General features: G+C 37.8%; 15 protein-coding genes. 1 reads left to right on the forward strand and 14 read right to left on the reverse strand.

What is annotated here, in order from left to right; translation table 11 throughout:
• Window positions 1–245: 245 nt before the first annotated feature.
• Window positions 246–1,796, reverse strand: coding sequence for an acyl-CoA carboxylase subunit beta (locus tag KDN24_RS16825; protein WP_409972398.1), 1,551 nt, complete (start codon window positions 1,794–1,796; stop codon window positions 246–248).
• Window positions 1,789–2,211: a methylmalonyl-CoA epimerase gene (gene mce, locus KDN24_RS16830; RefSeq protein ID WP_409972397.1), complete on the reverse strand. Its 423-nt coding sequence runs from the start codon at window positions 2,209–2,211 to the stop codon at window positions 1,789–1,791. The genes KDN24_RS16825 and mce overlap by 8 nt, the downstream gene beginning before the upstream one ends.
• Before the next feature lie 179 nt (window positions 2,212–2,390).
• Between mce and prli42 the strand changes: the two genes are divergently transcribed.
• Complete coding sequence (gene prli42, locus KDN24_RS16835) at window positions 2,391–2,486, forward strand: stressosome-associated protein Prli42 (RefSeq protein ID WP_409972396.1); 96 nt, start codon at window positions 2,391–2,393, stop codon at window positions 2,484–2,486.
• Between the two features lie 141 nt (window positions 2,487–2,627).
• Here the strand turns inward: prli42 and KDN24_RS16840 are convergent, their stop codons facing one another.
• The 12 genes from KDN24_RS16840 to lpdA all read right to left on the reverse strand — a co-directional run bounded on the left by KDN24_RS16840 (window position 2,628) and on the right by lpdA (window position 17,022).
• The gene (locus KDN24_RS16840) at window positions 2,628–3,623 is read right to left on the reverse strand and encodes an aromatic acid exporter family protein (RefSeq protein ID WP_409972395.1); all 996 of its coding nucleotides are present in this window, start codon (window positions 3,621–3,623) and stop codon (window positions 2,628–2,630) included.
• An 88-nt stretch (window positions 3,624–3,711) separates the two neighbouring features.
• A complete protein-coding gene (locus KDN24_RS16845) occupies window positions 3,712–4,434 on the reverse strand; it encodes an amino acid ABC transporter ATP-binding protein (protein WP_409972394.1) in 723 nt (240 codons plus the stop codon).
• Window positions 4,427–5,086, reverse strand: coding sequence for an amino acid ABC transporter permease (locus tag KDN24_RS16850; RefSeq protein WP_409972393.1), 660 nt, complete (start codon window positions 5,084–5,086; stop codon window positions 4,427–4,429). The genes KDN24_RS16845 and KDN24_RS16850 overlap by 8 nt, the downstream gene beginning before the upstream one ends.
• Window positions 5,087–5,211: 125 nt before the next feature.
• Window positions 5,212–6,000 carry a transporter substrate-binding domain-containing protein gene (locus KDN24_RS16855; protein ID WP_409972392.1) on the reverse strand — a complete coding sequence of 263 codons (789 nt, stop codon included), beginning with the start codon at window positions 5,998–6,000 and terminating at the stop codon, window positions 5,212–5,214.
• A 251-nt stretch (window positions 6,001–6,251) separates the two neighbouring features.
• Window positions 6,252–6,689: a BrxA/BrxB family bacilliredoxin gene (locus tag KDN24_RS16860; protein ID WP_409972391.1), complete on the reverse strand. Its 438-nt coding sequence runs from the start codon at window positions 6,687–6,689 to the stop codon at window positions 6,252–6,254.
• Window positions 6,690–6,802: 113 nt separating this feature from the next.
• A complete protein-coding gene (gene meaB, locus KDN24_RS16865) occupies window positions 6,803–7,828 on the reverse strand; it encodes a methylmalonyl Co-A mutase-associated GTPase MeaB (RefSeq protein WP_409972390.1) in 1,026 nt (341 codons plus the stop codon).
• Window positions 7,829–10,021, reverse strand: coding sequence for a methylmalonyl-CoA mutase (gene scpA / locus KDN24_RS16870; RefSeq protein ID WP_409972389.1), 2,193 nt, complete (start codon window positions 10,019–10,021; stop codon window positions 7,829–7,831).
• Window positions 10,014–11,837, reverse strand: coding sequence for a methylmalonyl-CoA mutase family protein (locus KDN24_RS16875; protein ID WP_409972388.1), 1,824 nt, complete (start codon window positions 11,835–11,837; stop codon window positions 10,014–10,016). Before KDN24_RS16875 ends, scpA begins: the two co-directional genes overlap by 8 nt.
• Before the next feature lie 223 nt (window positions 11,838–12,060).
• Window positions 12,061–13,383, reverse strand: coding sequence for a dihydrolipoamide acetyltransferase family protein (locus KDN24_RS16880; RefSeq protein WP_409972387.1), 1,323 nt, complete (start codon window positions 13,381–13,383; stop codon window positions 12,061–12,063).
• Between the two features lie 208 nt (window positions 13,384–13,591).
• The gene (locus KDN24_RS16885; RefSeq protein ID WP_409972386.1) at window positions 13,592–14,575 is read right to left on the reverse strand and encodes an alpha-ketoacid dehydrogenase subunit beta; all 984 of its coding nucleotides are present in this window, start codon (window positions 14,573–14,575) and stop codon (window positions 13,592–13,594) included.
• A gap of 15 nt (window positions 14,576–14,590) precedes the next feature.
• A complete protein-coding gene (locus KDN24_RS16890; RefSeq protein WP_409972385.1) occupies window positions 14,591–15,583 on the reverse strand; it encodes a thiamine pyrophosphate-dependent dehydrogenase E1 component subunit alpha in 993 nt (330 codons plus the stop codon).
• A gap of 20 nt (window positions 15,584–15,603) precedes the next feature.
• A complete protein-coding gene (lpdA, locus tag KDN24_RS16895; RefSeq protein ID WP_409972384.1) occupies window positions 15,604–17,022 on the reverse strand; it encodes a dihydrolipoyl dehydrogenase in 1,419 nt (472 codons plus the stop codon).
• Between the last annotated feature and the right edge of the window lie 37 nt (window positions 17,023–17,059).

Raw genomic sequence — 17,059 nt, forward strand, 5'->3', positions numbered from 1 at the left:
TTGTCCGTTGATTTCCGCTGCGGTCACGCAGCGATCGCGGGGAGTGACGTGAGCCTCCTCGGCGCTTGCGCCTGCGGGGTCTCACGCTTCCCTCTGTTCCCACAGGAGTCAAGTGCCCTCCGCTCCGATCAACTCAGATAACTAAACAAAAGTTGCACGAATAGAAACAAACTTTACGAAAATAGCCTTTATTTATAACTATTTTAGTATACCGTTGTGCTCATATAAACGGCAAACGTTTTAGATTAAAGCGGAATATTTCCGTGTTTCTTTTTTGGTCTCGATTCTTTTTTATTTCTGAGCATTTCAAGTGCTTGAATGAGTTTTATTCTTGTTTCACGAGGATCAATGACATCATCAACCATCCCTCTCGCCGCTGCTACATATGGGTTAGCAAATTTTTCACGATATTCCTCTATCTTTTGTGCCCTCGTTGCTTCAGGATCCTCACTATTTTGAATTTCTCTAGCAAAGATAATATTTGCTGCTCCTTGCGGCCCCATCACAGCTACTTCTGCATTTGGCCATGCAAATACAAGATCTGCTCCGATTGCTTTACTATTAAGAGCTACATATGCACCACCAAATGCTTTACGTAAAATAACAGTTAGTTTCGGTACAGTCGCTTCTGAATACGCATATAAAATCTTCGCTCCATGACGAATGATGCCTCCATGCTCTTGTTTTACCCCTGGGAAGAAGCCAGTGACATCCTCAAAAGTAATGAGCGGAATATTGAATGAGTCACAAAAACGGATAAACCTAGCTGCTTTATCAGATGAATCAATATCTAAACCACCTGCCATAAACTTCGGCTGATTACAGACGAGGCCGACAACTTCACCTTTTATTCTCGCTAAGCCAACAACGATGTTTTTTGCAAAATCTTGATGGACTTCCATAAATGAATCCTCGTCAACTACTTGTTCAATTACTTTACGCACATCATATGGACGTACTGCATCAAAAGGAATTACATCTGTTAAATCTGGACGGTAATCATTCTCAGCTTTTGGAGCGGCGCTCGGTGGTTTTTCTTCATTATTTTGTGGCAAATAGCTTAGAAGCCGTCTAACTTGTTCAATCGCCTCAGCCTCTGTCTTACCTTTAAAATGAGCATTTCCACTTATTGTATTATGTACTTCTGCTCCCCCTAAATCTTCAGATGAAATTTTCTCACCTGTTACCGTTTCAATCACCTTTGGTCCAGTAATAAACATTTGACTTGTTTTCTCCACCATGAAAACAAAATCTGTAATTGCAGGCGAATATACAGCTCCTCCTGCACATGGGCCCATTATAACTGAAATTTGCGGTATGACTCCAGAGTATATTGAATTTCGATAAAAAATATGGCCATAACCATCTAAAGATACGACACCTTCTTGTATTCTCGCACCGCCTGAATCATTTAAACCTACAAAAGGAGCGCCATTTTCAGCTGCTAAATCCATCACATTTGCAATTTTCTTCGCATGCATTTCGCCAAGGGCTCCACCAAATACTGTAAAATCTTGCGAAAATAAAAATATTGGTCGCCCATTTACTTTTCCATAGCCAGTGACAACACCATCTCCAGGTCCTTTTTGCTCATTAAGACCAAAGTCTGTACAGCGGTGCTCAATAAACGGATTTAATTCAACAAATGTCCCTTGGTCTACTAGTAATTCAATCCGCTCCCTCGCTGTCAGCTTCCCTTTCTCATGCTGCTTTTCAATTCGATCATCACCTCCACCCAATTCAATTTCTCGGCGTCGATCATACAATTCATTTATTTTCTCATAAATGTCAGACATTTTGCTCTTTCAGTCCTTTCTTTTCACATAATTCATATAGAACACTCCCAGTTGATTTTGGATGCATAAAAGCAACTAATGCTCCTCCCGCTCCATCTTTTGGAATATCCTGAACCATTCTTATCCCTTTCTCTTTTATTTCATTAATTCTTTCCTGAATTGAATCAACACCTAAAGCAATATGATGAATTCCTTCACCACGCTTTTCAATATGCTTTGCTATTGGACTGTTTTCACTTGTTGGCTCTAATAGTTCCAGCTTTGTCTCTCCTGCCTTTAAAAATGCTATCTTTACCATTTCACTTGTCACTTCCTCAATCCCAAGTAATGGCAACTGAAGGATTTCAGTATAAAAAGGCAAAGCTTCATTTAGAGAACAAACAGCAATTCCAATATGATCAATTTTTTTAATCAATGTATAATCCTCCAGTACTATTTTTTCATTCTATTAAAAAGTTCCTAATACTAAAAATTATACACTTTTCTATCTTATAAATAATATGAATTCTTAAATTATTCGAGCAGTTGTTCATTTTCTCTTTTCCTAGTAAAATGAAGATAAATGAATGTGTTTTTACAAGGAGGTCATTTTAATTGAATAGTAAGAAAACTCGCAAGATAATTGTTTATTTAATGATCATTGCTATGCTTGCTTCAACACTTTTTTTAGGCTTAACGATGTTTTTATAATTAAGCTTAAACATACTATCTAATCGTCTTTCGTTCAAGTCCATTTCATGCATGTTCCATTTAGGAAGACTTTTTCAATTTCAACTTCATTCAACAGGTATAATTCTCCTGTTGAATGAAGTTAGATGCCCAATCTACCCCTTAATTTTCGCTTACGTCCACGATCTCATCTTTTTTCCTCTGATTATTTATTCCTTTAAAAGTACTTTTTATGATTAAATATTGCTCCATTTCCTGAACAAATTGGACAAGCGCAGCCCTCGCTTCGAATTCTTCCCTTGTTTTCGGAAGGGACATCTTTTTAAAAGCTGCTTTCATTTCTTGTAGCTTATCAAGGAATAAATAAGCGGTATTGCCTGGATGGATTTTTATTGATAATTCCTCCATAAAATCGGCAATCATTTCAGCCTGTTCAACTGTATATGAAATCGAAGTAACTATAGGCAAGACTCTTTCTAATATTTCAAACTGTTTTTCTCTCATTTTAAAATATTGATAATAAAGATTTTCACTGCGTAGAAAATGATTCTCGACATCACGGAAAGCAAGAGATTCTGCTTCTTCAATTAATTTTGCAGTTTCCGTAATTTCCAAACCGTCCCACTTGCTTTCATTTGTACGTAAATAGACAATAATTTCCTGGAAGATTAGTTTAAAGTTATCCTCAATCTGCTGTCGATACCCTTCTAGCTTCTGATCCAGACTTGGCATAAATAGATTTGCGATAAGCGCTACTCCTATCCCAATTGAAATGATTCCTAGCTCATTAAGGAGAAGTTCAGCTGTAACTTGCCCTGCAGAATATATGTGTAAAATGATGACGCTGCTCGTAACAATCCCATCACTAACCTTTAACATAACGGCAGTTGGAATAAACAATAAAAGAAGCAACCCAATCATAATTGGATGGAAGGAGATCCCTTGAAACAAAACAATACAAAATAACATGGCAAGTAAACATGCGTAAAAACGATCTAAAGATGTTTGAATTGACTTCTTTTTTGTTACTTGTATGCAAAGAATCGTTAATATTCCCGCAGAAGCAAAATTATTAAGCCCTAAAATTTGGGCTAGTATAATTGCTGCAGATGTACCAATAGCTGTCTTAATCGTCCGATAGCCAATGCGAAATTTCATCCTAAAACCCCTATTTGCTCTAGATTAAAATGATATGAAAAAGAGAAGACGACCAAAATCGATCATCCTCTCTACTAGAATATACTTTCTATAACATTTTTTGCAAGAAATCCTTTGCTCGCTCAGAAGTAGGAGTTGTAAAAAATTGTGCTGGTGCGGCCTCCTCAACAAGTAAACCGCCATCTAAAAAGAGAACTCGATCAGCAACTTCTCTTGCAAAACCCATTTCATGAGTTACAATTGCCATTGTCATTCCTGAAAGTGCAAGAGTTTTCATCACATCTAAAACCTCTTTAACCATTTCTGGATCCAATGCAGAAGTTGGCTCATCAAATAGCATAATATTTGGTTGCATTGCAAGTGCACGAGCAATCGCCACCCTTTGCTTTTGTCCACCTGAAAGCCGATTCGGATATTCATTCGCTTTTGCTGATAATCCGACTTTTTCGAGCAGCTCTAGTCCGATCTTGTCTGCTTCCTGCTTGGAAAGTCCCTTTACTTTCATTGGTGCATACGTTAAATTTTGCAAAACCGTCTTATGAGGGAATAAGTGAAAATGCTGAAACACCATCCCTACATTTTGACGAACTTTCATTATGTTTGTTTTCTTATTTGTAATATCTTGATCATCAATCCAAATCTGACCGCCAGATGGCTGTTCAAGCAAATTAATACAGCGAAGAAACGTAGATTTCCCTGAACCGGAAGGACCGATAATGGCAACGACCTCACCGTCATTAATTGTTGTTGAAATTCCTTTTAAGACTTCAAGTTTGCCAAATTTTTTATGCAAATTTTCAACTTTAATCACTTCTTCTCATCCTCCATTCAATGGCTTTACCAAGGAAAGTTAAAGTGATAACCATTATATAATAGATAATACCAGCTAATAACAACGGCTCTAAATATAAATATTTATCCGCCCCAACGACATAAGCCCTACGCATAATATCCATAACGCCAATCGTCGTTACAATTGCAGACTCTTTCGTTAAAGTAATAAATTCATTCATTAATGCTGGTAATATATTTTTTAATGCTTGAGGCAAAATGATATTAAGCATCATTGACCGATAAGGTACGCCAAGAGCCATTGCCGCCTCACTCTGTCCTTTATCAACAGCCATAATTCCTGCACGGATTATTTCCGAAATATAGGCAGCAGAATTTAAACCAAATGATAAAACCGCTGCAACATAGCCATCAATTTGAAAACCTAATAATTGCGGTGAACCGAAGTAAATGATCATCAACTGCAAAACTAATGGCGTCCCGCGAAAAATAGATGTATAAACATCAGCAAACCAACCAAGCGGCTTGATGGAGCTGATTTTAAATAAAGATAAAATTATTCCTAAAATAAACCCTAATATCGCTGCCAAGCCAACTATTTTCAGTGTAATTTTAATTCCTTCTAATATGAATGGCAGGGAAGGGAGAACGGAAGGAAAGTCAAGATTCATCCTTTAAACCATTCCTCTCAATTTCATTTTCATGGAAAAAACGTTCAGAAGTTTCATGCATCCTGAACGTTTTGACAGACTAGCAAATAGTAAAACTTCAAGCAAATTGAATTTTTACTTTTTTATTATTCACCATCAAACCATTTTTTAACAATATTATCAAGCTCACCATTCTCAATCATTTCTTTTAATACTTTATCAAATTCAGCAGTCAGCTTACTATTTTTCGGGAAAGCAATGGCATATCCACCATCAGCATCTTCAATTGTAAAGCCTTCTAAATCTTCATTTTTTTCAATAAAGCCTTGAGCTACAGTATCCTCTATCACAGCTGCATCAAAACGGCCAGATTTAATTTCTTGGATTAAATCAGGAATACGATTTCGGTTTTCAACGTTAATATTCAATTCTTCAGCTAATTCATTCGCTTTATCTTCTTGAATAGAGCCTAATTGCACCCCAACCTTTTTTCCAGTTAAATCTTCAAGTTTTGTGATGCCACTATCTTTTTTAGATACGATCATATGCTTTGAAGTGTAGTAAATATCACTAAAGTCTACATTTTTTCTACGTTCATCTGTAGCTGACATACCAGAAAGAACAATATCAACTTGACCTGATTGTAATGCTTGAATTAAACCACCAAAATCCATATCACGAATTTCCAATTCATATCCAAGTTTATCAGCAATTGCCTTCGCGATATCTGCATCAATCCCAATAATATCTGAACCTTTTGCCGTATCAATAAACTCAAATGGAGGGTAATCAGCAGAAGTTCCCATAACTAGTTTTTCCTTCTTTTCTTGACTTCCTTCTGAACCACTTTTTGAATCTTTTTCACTTGTACCACAAGCTGCTAACAAACCCATTAAGAGAATGCTAACAAAAAAATAAGAAAATATCTTTTTCATCTCTTATTATCCCCCTATAATTGTCTGAAAATTACTATAATTATGATATTATTATCAGTGATCTATAATTAATTTTCAAGTATTGCATGATTATTAATATTTATTCACTTTAACGTATTTTAACACAAGTTTATGTAGATGCAATATATTTTTCTAATTTTAATAGGATAATATGAATATTTTATTATTCTGAAAAAGTAGTTTTTCCTTAACAAAAAAAGTCCCGTATGAAACGGAACTTTTTACACTCATTATAGGTCTTCACAATATTTTTCAAATGCAGCTTGCAGCTTCTGAACAACGGCCATCGGCTCAAACCCTTCAATATCATGACGCTCAATCATCATACAGATCTTGCCATCTTTTAATAGAGCAAAAGATGGAGAGGATGGTGGATAACCAGTAAAATAGCTGCGAGCTGTTTCAGTTGCCTCTTTATCCTGACCAGCAAATACAGTAACTAAATGATCAGGACGCTTATCATAATGAAGAGAATGAGCAGCTGCTGGACGGGCAACACCACCTGCACATCCACAAACAGAATTAATCATGACAAGTGTAGTGCCATTTTGTGCAAGAGCCTCTTCAACTTCACTCGATGTTTTTAATTCAGAATAACCAGCTGCAACGATTTCTTGCCTTGCTTGGTTCACGACATCATTCATAAAAAAATTAAAATCCATATTCATAAGATCACTCCTTTATTTTAGTAGAATTAAAATGACTACTTACATCATACCAATTCAAAGCACTATTTCCAACTAAGTTAGATTCTAATGTAAAAAAAGCTGCTTGGGCAGCTTTATTTTTTAGAATACACTTGAAATAAATCTTCTACTGCAGAAGTAACCGTTCGTTTACCAGCAATCACTTCATTTTCAAATTTTGGAAGCAAAGATTTGATTTCTTTGTTGTAAAAAAAGCTAAATTGCAGCTGGTCAATAATCATTGAATAAAGCCATTCTCTCGTTTGTTCTCTTCTGCGATCGATGAAAGCACCAGATGTCTTCGTTTTTTTCTCAAAAGCACGAATCATATCCCAAATCTCATCTAGTCCTTTATATAAAATGGCTGAACATGTGAAAGCTTTTGATTGCCAACCTTTTGTGGCTGGCTGAAGAAAGTGAAGAATTCGATTATATTCAGCTTTTGTTTGTAAAGCTAGTTGCTCGTTCGGACCATCTGCCTTGTTTACGATAATAGCATCAGCTAATTCCATAATCCCCTTCTTCATTCCTTGCAGTTCATCGCCTGCACCAGTTAAAACGAGCAGCATAAAGAAATCAACCATGTCTCTAACAATGACTTCACTTTGCCCGACCCCAACAGTTTCAATCAGAATCACATCAAAACCAGCAGCTTCACATAAAAGCATCGTTTCCCTTGTTTTTCGGTGGACGCCTCCAAGCTTTCCCGCAGAAGGTGATGGACGAATAAAAGCACGGGGATTTCTTGAAAGCTGCTCCATTCTCGTTTTATCACCGAGAATAGAGCCGCCACTTAAACTTGAACTTGGATCAATAGCAAGAACAGCAATCTTTAAACCTAAATCACATAAAAATTGACCAAAAGCCTCAATAAATGTACTTTTACCAGCACCAGGCACACCTGTAATCCCAATGCGGATTGATTTACCAGCATGTGGCAGGAGCATTTGCAATAACTCTTGTGCCTTATGAAAATGGTGTTCTGCATTACTTTCAATTAATGTAATTGCACGAGCAAGCACACTTCGATTTCCTTCAAGGACTCCTGCAGCAAGGTTATCTGTATTAATTTCTGTATCCGTTTTTTTGGCATACACACTTCTTTTTACAAACTTATCCATTTATTGCGTCACTTCCTCATATCCGAGACGACGATAAATTTCGGCAATTACTTTCTGTGCGGCAACAGGGATGATTGTTCCAGGACCAAAAATAGCCGCTGCACCATTTTCCATTAAAAATTGGTAATCTTGAGCTGGGATCACTCCCCCAATAAATACAAGTATATCTTCTCGACCGAGTTTTTCGAGCTCTTGAACAAGCTGAGGAAGCAATGTTTTATGACCTGCAGCAAGCGAACTGAACCCAACAGCATGTACATCATTCTCAACTGCCTGTTTTGCTGTTTCTTCTGGTGTTTGGAACAATGGACCGATATCAACATCAAAGCCTAAATCTGCAAATGCTGTTGCAATAACCTTTGCCCCACGGTCATGTCCATCCTGCCCCATCTTTGCAATTAAAATTCTTGGTCTTCTACCTTCGTTTTCTAAAAAGTCATCTGCCATCTTCTTCACTTCTATGATTTCTTCCTCATTTGAAAATGAAGAACTATAAATTCCGCTAATTGAACGAATGACGGCTTTATGACGTTTAGCAACGCGTTCGATCGCATCAGAGATTTCACCAAGTGTTGCTCTTACTCTTGCTGCCTGGACAGAAAGCTCAAGTAAATTGCCTTCACCTTTATCAGCAGCTTGCGTAATTGCCTCAAGTGCTTGTATTACCTTACTTTCATCACGGGTTGCTTTCAATTTGTCTAATTTTTCGATTTGTTTTAGTCGAACGGCAGTATTATCAATGTCTAAAATTTCAATAGGCTCTTCTTGCTCTAAACGATATTTGTTCACACCGATAATAGTCTCTTTTTTCGAGTCAATTTGTGCTTGCCTTCTTGCAGCAGCCTCCTCAATTCTCATTTTCGGTAAACCTGTTTCAATTGCTTTCGCCATTCCACCTAAGCTTTCAATTTCTTCAATATGTTCCCATGCACGCTTTATTAATTGTTCTGTCAATGCTTCCACATAATATGAACCGCCCCATGGATCAATTACCTTCGTAATATTTGTCTCCTCTTGAAGAAAAAGCTGTGTATTTCGTGCAATACGAGCAGAAAAATCTGTAGGAAGTGCAATCGCCTCATCAAGCGCATTCGTATGAAGAGATTGAGTATGCCCCATTGCTGCAGCATGAGCTTCAATAAGTGTTCTTGTCACATTATTAAATGGGTCTTGCTCAGTTAAGCTCCAACCAGAAGTTTGGGAATGTGTTCTTAAAGCCATTGATTTTGGATTTTTTGGGTCAAATGCTTTCATCATTTTAGCCCAAATATAACGGCCCGCTCTCATTTTAGCAACTTCCATAAAATAATTCATACCGATTGCCCAAAAAAATGATAATCGGGGCGCGAAGGAATCAATATCAATACCAGCCTTCAAGCCTGTTCTGACGTATTCTAAGCCGTCTGCAAGTGTGTATGCCAGTTCAATATCTGCAGGAGCTCCCGCCTCTTGCATATGATAGCCTGAAATACTAATGCTATTAAATTTCGGCATATATTTAGAAGTGTATTCAAAAATATCTGCAATAATTTTCATCGACATTTCGGGTGGATAAATGTAAGTGTTTCTTACCATATATTCTTTTAATATATCGTTTTGAATCGTGCCTGATAATTTATCTTGACTTACACCTTGTTCCTCAGCTGTAACGATGAAAAAGGCCATAATTGGCAAAACAGCCCCATTCATTGTCATTGAAACAGACATTTGATCTAATGGGATCCCATCAAACAATGTTTTCATGTCAAGAACAGAGTCAATTGCTACCCCCGCTTTTCCGACATCCCCGATTACTCTCGGATGATCGGAATCATACCCTCGATGTGTGGCGAGATCAAATGCTACTGATAAACCTTTTTGTCCCATCGCAAGATTTCTCCGATAAAAAGCATTGCTTTCTTCGGCTGTAGAAAAACCTGCATATTGACGAACAGTCCATGGCCGATTGACATACATCGTTGGATAGGGGCCACGTGTAAATGGAGCAAGCCCCGGAAGGGTTTGTGAATGATCTAAACCTTGTAAATCTTCCTCTGTGTACAGGGGTTTAATAGATATACTTTCATTTGTTTCAAATAGAAGTGTATCAATTGATTCATTCAATTCTGATTGTACTTGTTTCAACCATTCTTCCTTCTTCTGCTTCTCTGTACTGAACAAGGAAATACGTTTAAAATCTGGTTTTTTAACCATTGCTTGCCACCTCCATTTCACTAAGCAGGATAGAAAGAGTTTCATAGCAATTGCTGTGTAGATGGATAAACCCTGCAATGCCTAACTTCTTCCATTGGTCCCGTTTTTCAGCCTCTGGTAGCCCAGCGAGATAAATCTTTATATTTGGTTGTTTTTCCTTTACTAATGCCATTATCATTGACTCATATTCCTCATATTGCTTATCTGTTCCACAGATGACATAATGATTAATCTTCGTCTCTTTCACGAATTGAAGTGCCATTTCAAAATGAGCAATATTCTGACTCTTTATGCTATGAATGCCACCCGTTGCAAAAAAGCTCGTCATAAAATCTGCTCTAGCCTTATGGGCCTTTAATTCCCCTAAACAGATAAGTCCTGCGACAGGTTTAATTCCAGACTGCTCCATTTTCTCGGCGGCAGCTCGTAATTTCTCAAATGGTTCAGATAAGCGAACTTGAGAAATCACTGAATCTCCCTTAATATTCGATATTTTTAGTCCCTTATCGTTCAAATTGGCATACATATTCGTTCCGATAATACTTTGCTTTCTTGTATAAATATCTTCTTTTCTTCTCTTTAACACTTCATTAATTTTTTCTTGAAGCCAGCCTGATTTTAAAGCATTTGCAATCCCATCTTTTTCTTCAATTTCTAGAAATAATGCCCACGCCTTTTCTGCCAGCTCATTTGTTAAGCTCTCTACATACCATGATCCACCAGCAGGATCAATGATTCTCTCTAAATGGGCTTCATTTTTTAATATTAATTGAATATTACGTGCGATTCTTTCTGAAAATGCAGTTGAATGTCCTTCAGGCTCATTATAAGGGCTAACATGAAGATATTGAACTCCTCCAAGAACCGCTGCAAAAGCTTCATTACCAGCTCGTAAAATATTCACATATGGATCATATACTGTTTTTGTAAAAGAAGAAGTTTCGGCAGAAATGACCATTTTTTGTGCTTCCGTACCAGCTCCATAGCTTTCAGCTATTTTACTCCAAAGAATTCTTGCTGCACGCAGCTTAGCAATTTCCATAAAAAAATTTGCGCCAATGGAAAAATTAAAAACAAATTTACTTATAAGATCTTCTAAGCTGAATTCTCGCTGTAAAAGCTCATGTATATAGTGGACTCCGAGTGCTAACGCGATTGAAAGCTCTTGAACAGCATTTGCACCGGCATTATGATATTTACTAGTATTAATAAAGATTGTTCGTAGATTGGGCATCATTTTATTCGCAGTTTGGAGGCTTGACACCCAGTTATCGTATGATAAATTTCCAATCCCTGTCATTGTATGCTCTGTTAATGGATCAGAAGCAATATAACCTGAGATTTTTTCACAATCAGTAAGCTTTGATAATTTTGTCAGTACTTCTGTTTGTTTTTCATTTGTTTCGATACTAAAAGGGTATTTTGAATACAAGCCGTCTATAAAACTCTCAAAATTATTGAGATTCATTTGATCAACGGGAAAGGATAAGGTTGTCTGTCCTTTTGCTAAATTAGCTATAAGTTCCTCTTTTAATTTTACTTCAGATTTAATATATAGCTTCTGTGCAACCTCCCATCCTTTGTCGAGATAGCCTAGAGTGCTCGACCCTCTGCGAAAATCAGAATGGCCAGGAAATTGTGAAACATGATTTTTCAAATCATCTGCTGTATAAAGCGGCTGTAACTGAATTTGTTCGTACGTATTTGTCGACAATGATTCCAGTGGTTTTCCTTTTAGTGCTTCTTCAGCTTTTTGTTTCCAAATTGTAACCGTTTGCTGCAAAAATGTATCGTTTTTCATCCTTTTAATTGACATGAATTACTGTCTAATTAAAGACAGTTTCCCTCCCTTCAACTTACAATAAAGTAGAATTTTAGTTTACACATCTTCTTGAGGTGGGGGTTTTACTGCCCGTTCATCTTGATAAATTCAGACATTTTTTATCATATACTTATTATTTTATTATACATAGAAAGACTTTTCCAAGGATTTATATATAATCAAAGGCGCCAAAAACAATTGGCGCCTCATTGTCTATTTAATAGACGGATGTATTTTCTTTTGTCATATTTTCAAGAATTTCTTTAATACGCTGTAAGAATCTACCGCAAACAAGACCATCTAATACACGGTGATCTAGTGAGAGACAGAGGTTTACCATATCACGGACCGCAATCATTCCGTTATTCATAACAACTGGGCGCTTAACAATCGATTCAACTTGTAAAATGGCTGCTTGCGGGTAATTAATAATCCCCATTGATTGAACAGATCCAAATGAACCCGTATTATTTACTGTAAAAGTCCCGCCAGACATCTCAGCAGATGTTAATTTCCCTGCTCTTACTTTTGCTGCGAGCTCACCAATTTCACGGGCAATGCCTTTAATTGTTTTTTCATCTGCATTTTTTATCACAGGAACAAATAATGCATCTTCTGTAGCAACAGCGATTGAAATATTAATTTCTTTCTTTTGGATAATTTTATCTCCAGCCCACATTGAGTTAATTTGTGGAAATTCTTTTAATGCCTGAGAAACAGCCTTTACGAAGAAAGCAAAAAATGTAAGATTAAAGCCTTCTTTTTTCTTAAATTCATCTTTAATTGAATTACGGTATTCGACGAGATTCGTAACATCTACTTCTACCATCGTCCATGCATGTGGTGCTTCATGTTTACTACGAAGCATATTGGCGGCAATTGCTTTCCGAACTCCTGTTACTGGAATTTCTATATCACCTGGAACAACCGGTACATTAATAGCAGTTTCAGCTTGCTTTACAGGAGCAGAAGCTAATTGTGGCACTGCTTTTTCTTGTTCTGAAATAGCTGGAGCTGCGGCTGTCTGTGCTGAAGAGCTCGGTTTTGGTATGTTTCCAGTTTCAATGAGCGTCGTCAAATCCTTTCGTGTAATTCGACCACCAGCACCTGTGCCTGCTACTTGATTTAAATCAATTCCATGCTCTTGTGAAAGCTTTAATACAGCTGGAGAATAACGTAATCCAGCTTTGCTCACTTTCTCAACTGAAGGATTTGTATTTACTGTTTGTTGTTCTTCAGCTTTTGGTGATTCTGCAGGAGTTGCTACTGGTACTTCTTCATTAACGGCAGTACTTCCACCTTCCGTTTCAATCGTTAAAATGACCTCTCCAACCTCATAGCTTTCACCTTCGACTGCCATTAATTCTTTAATTACCCCGTCAAAAGATGAAGGTACTTCTGCATTCACTTTATCAGTTAATACTTCAGCAAGTGGATCATATTTATTAACTTTATCACCAACAGAAACAAGCCATTTACTAATGGTACCTTCTGTGACACTTTCACCTAGTTTAGGCATTGTAATTTTTTCAATTGCCAATGGATTTACCCTCCTTTTTGTCTATTCCATTTCGTCTACTCGTCTTATGCTTGTCAGGGCTTAGCAGTCGCCTACGCTTTTCTTTGTCTAGCTTCGGTGGCTAGGGGCTCGAGGTCTTAAGTCATTCTGCCAAGTAGGTTAAAAAACAACCTACTCGCCAGCCTACCTTAAGCTTGTCGCCCCTGAGCAAGCCACCTACGCTTTTCTTTTAGTAAGCGGCGAGTTCTCTCATTGCTTTTTCAACTTTATCTGGGTTAACCATGAAGTATTTTTCCATTGTCGGTGCATACGGCATTGCTGGTATATCTGGGCCAGCAAGGCGCATGATCGGTGCATCAAGCTCAAATAAGCAGTTTTCAGCTATAATCGCAGAAACTTCACTCATAATACTGCCTTCTTTATTGTCTTCAGTTAATAACAATACTTTTCCTGTTTTCGAGGCAGCCTCAATAATAGCTTCTTTATCAAGTGGATATACAGTTCTTAAATCAAGAATATGAGCAGATATTCCGTCGCTTGCTAATTTTTCAGCTGCTTGGAGAGCAAAGTGAACACAAAGTCCATACGTGATAATCGTAATATCTTCACCTTCACGTTTCACATCTGCTTTGCCAATTGGCAATACATAGTCATCATCAGGTACTTCACCTTTAATTAATCGATATGCTCGCTTATGCTCAAAGAAAAGAACAGGATCTTCATCACGAATCGCAGCTTTCAAAAGACCTTTAACATCATATGGAGTTGATGGCATGACAATTTTTAAGCCTGGCTGATTAGCAAAGACTGCTTCAACAGATTGTGAATGGTACAATGCACCATGTACACCGCCTCCATATGGAGCGCGAATAACCATTGGACAGCTCCAATCATTATTCGAACGATAGCGGATTCTAGCAGCTTCCGAAATTATTTGATTTACGGCTGGCATAATAAAATCCGCAAATTGCATTTCTGCAATTGGACGCATTCCATACATGGCAGCTCCAATGCCAACCCCAGCAATTGCCGATTCTGCAAGTGGAGTGTCAATGACACGTTCTTCACCAAATTGATCATAGAGTCCTTGAGTTGCTTTAAATACTCCACCTTTTTTCCCAACGTCTTCACCTAAAACGAAAACTTTCGGATCTCTTTCCATTTCTTCGCGGATCGCCATTGTCACCGCATCAATATAAGAAATTACAGCCATGTTCCTTCCCCCTTACTATTCGGCATAAACGTGTTTCAGCGCATATTCTGGTTCTGCATATGGCGCATTTTCAGCATATTCCGTTGCTTCATTTACCATTGCCATTACACGATCATTGATTTCTTTCTCTTTGACCTCATCCATTATGCCATTTTCTTTTAAATAAGCACCAAAAGTAATGATCGGATCTTTTGTTTTGGCTTCTGCTACTTCATCTGGAGCACGATAACTGCGATCATCGTCATCAGAAGAATGTGGTGTTAAACGATAAGAAATCGTTTCAACGAGTGTTGGACCGTCTCCACGGCGACCACGATCAGCTGCTTCTTTAACTACTTTATAAACTTCAAGAGGATCGTTTCCATCAACAGTAACCCCAGGCATTCCATAGCCAATCGCTCGATCAGAAACATTTTCACATGCTAACTGTTTTTCAATTGGTACAGAAATCGCATATTTATTATTTTCACACATGAAAATGACAGGAAGCTTATGAACTCCAGCAAAGTTCGCCCCTTCGTGAAAATCCCCTTGGTTGGAGGAACCTTCTCCGAACGTTACGAATGTCACGATATCTTTCTCTTCCATTCTTCCTGCAAGTGCAATACCAACTGCATGTGGGACTTGTGTTGTTACAGGTGAAGAACCTGTGACAATACGATTTTTCTTTTGACCGAAATGTCCAGGCATTTGCCGTCCACCTGAGTTAGGGTCCTCTGCTTTCGCAAATGCAGATAGCATTAGCTCTTTCGGAGTCATTCCAAAGGTTAGGACAACACCCATATCACGGTAATATGGAAGTATGTAGTCAATTTCTTTATTAAGTGCAAAAGCAGCACCCACTTGTGCGGCTTCTTGACCTTGACATGAAATAACAAATGGAATTTTTCCTGCACGGTTTAAAAGCCACATACGCTCATCAATACGTCGAGCTAGAAGCATGGTTTCGTACATTTCTAATACTTTTTCATCGCTTAACCCTAAAGATTCATGACGATTTTTTTCCATTTCAAAACCTCCTAAAATTATTAACCATGGATTGCATTACCATCAACAGCTAATGCTGCTTCACCAATGGCTTCTGATAATGAAGGGTGCGGATGAATTGTACGAGATACTTCCCAAGGAGTCGCATCAAGCACACGCGCAAGTCCCGCTTCAGAAATCATATCCGTTACATGTGGACCTATCATATGAACACCGAGAATATCATCTGTTTCTTCATCGGCAATAATTTTCACGAATCCATCAGATTCCCCATAAACTAGTGCTTTTCCAATTGCACGGAATGAGAATTTACCTGTTTTCACCTTATATCCTTTTTCAATTGCTTCCTCTTCAGTATATCCAACACTCCCTACCTCAGGGGCACTGTAAATACATTTAGATACTAGACTATAATCAATCGGGGAAGGGTTTTGATTAGCGATGTGTTCAACAGCTACTATGCCTTCATGTGAAGCAACATGAGCTAGCTGTAGTCCGCCTATTACGTCACCAATTGCATATATATGGGATTCTTTCGTTTGGTAATATTCATTTGTTACAATACTACCTTTTTCAAGTTGAATATCTGTATTTTCAAGACCAATTCCTTCTACATTTGCTTGACGCCCTACAGAAACGAGAAGTTTTTCAGCAGTATATTCTTTCTGTTCCCCTTTTACTTCTGCGGCGATTGTAACTCCCTCATTTTGTTGAAGAGTTTCAGGAAGAACTTTAGCACTTGTAACAATTTTAACGCCTTTTTTCTTCATTAAGCGTTGCATTTCTTTTGATATTTCCTTATCTTCAGTCGGGATAATGCGGTCAGCATATTCAATAACTGTAACTTCTGCACCAAAATCATTGAGCATGGATGCCCACTCGATTCCTATAACACCACCACCAACTATAATGATAGATTTCGGAATTTCCTTCATTATTAATGCTTCATCAGAAGTCATCACATTTCCACCAATAGCAAGGTTAGGAAGCGAACGAGGGCGAGATCCGGTTGCAATAATAACATTTTTCGGAATGAGCATGGCATTATCTTCTCCATTGTTCATTTCCACAGAAATGGTACCAGGCATTGGGGAGAAAATTGACGGACCAAGAATGCGTCCAATCCCTTCAAACACATCAATTTTACCTTGTTTCATTAAATGTTGAACACCTTTATGAAGCTGATCAACAATTTTATTTTTTCTTTCTTGTACTTTACTAAAATTGACAGAAATGTCTCCTACACTAATGCCAAAATCCTCACTACGTTTTGCTGTTTTATAAACTTCAGCACTTCGCAGTAATGCCTTGCTAGGAATACATCCTCTATGCAAACATGTACCACCAAGTTGTCCTTTTTCAACTAATGCTGTTTTTAATCCTAGCTGTGAAGCACGAATAGCCGCTACATATCCGCCTGTTCCTCCACCAAGAATAACTAAATCATATTCCTCTGCCACATTATTTCCCCCTCTTAAAATATGTGTAACACCAATA

The organism is Cytobacillus sp. Bva_UNVM-123, from assembly GCF_046351715.2.
Lineage (GTDB): Bacteria > Bacillota > Bacilli > Bacillales > Cytobacillaceae > Cytobacillus.

What these genes read in the sequence shown, in the direction of transcription:
- KDN24_RS16885 (WP_409972386.1), bottom strand. Translation starts at nt 14,575, where the DNA reads ATGGCTGTAATTTCTTATATTGATGCGGTGACAATGGCGATCCGCGAA.
- KDN24_RS16850 (WP_409972393.1), bottom strand. Translation starts at nt 5,086, where the DNA reads ATGAATCTTGACTTTCCTTCCGTTCTCCCTTCCCTGCCATTCATATTA.
- KDN24_RS16860 (WP_409972391.1), bottom strand. Translation starts at nt 6,689, where the DNA reads ATGAATATGGATTTTAATTTTTTTATGAATGATGTCGTGAACCAAGCA.
- KDN24_RS16840 (WP_409972395.1), bottom strand. Translation starts at nt 3,623, where the DNA reads ATGAAATTTCGCATTGGCTATCGGACGATTAAGACAGCTATTGGTACA.
- KDN24_RS16890 (WP_409972385.1), bottom strand. Translation starts at nt 15,583, where the DNA reads ATGGAAAAAAATCGTCATGAATCTTTAGGGTTAAGCGATGAAAAAGTA.
- meaB (WP_409972390.1), bottom strand. Translation starts at nt 7,828, where the DNA reads ATGGATAAGTTTGTAAAAAGAAGTGTGTATGCCAAAAAAACGGATACA.
- KDN24_RS16825 (WP_409972398.1), bottom strand. Translation starts at nt 1,796, where the DNA reads ATGTCTGACATTTATGAGAAAATAAATGAATTGTATGATCGACGCCGA.
- KDN24_RS16875 (WP_409972388.1), bottom strand. Translation starts at nt 11,837, where the DNA reads ATGTCAATTAAAAGGATGAAAAACGATACATTTTTGCAGCAAACGGTT.
- KDN24_RS16855 (WP_409972392.1), bottom strand. Translation starts at nt 6,000, where the DNA reads ATGAAAAAGATATTTTCTTATTTTTTTGTTAGCATTCTCTTAATGGGT.
- scpA (WP_409972389.1), bottom strand. Translation starts at nt 10,021, where the DNA reads ATGGTTAAAAAACCAGATTTTAAACGTATTTCCTTGTTCAGTACAGAG.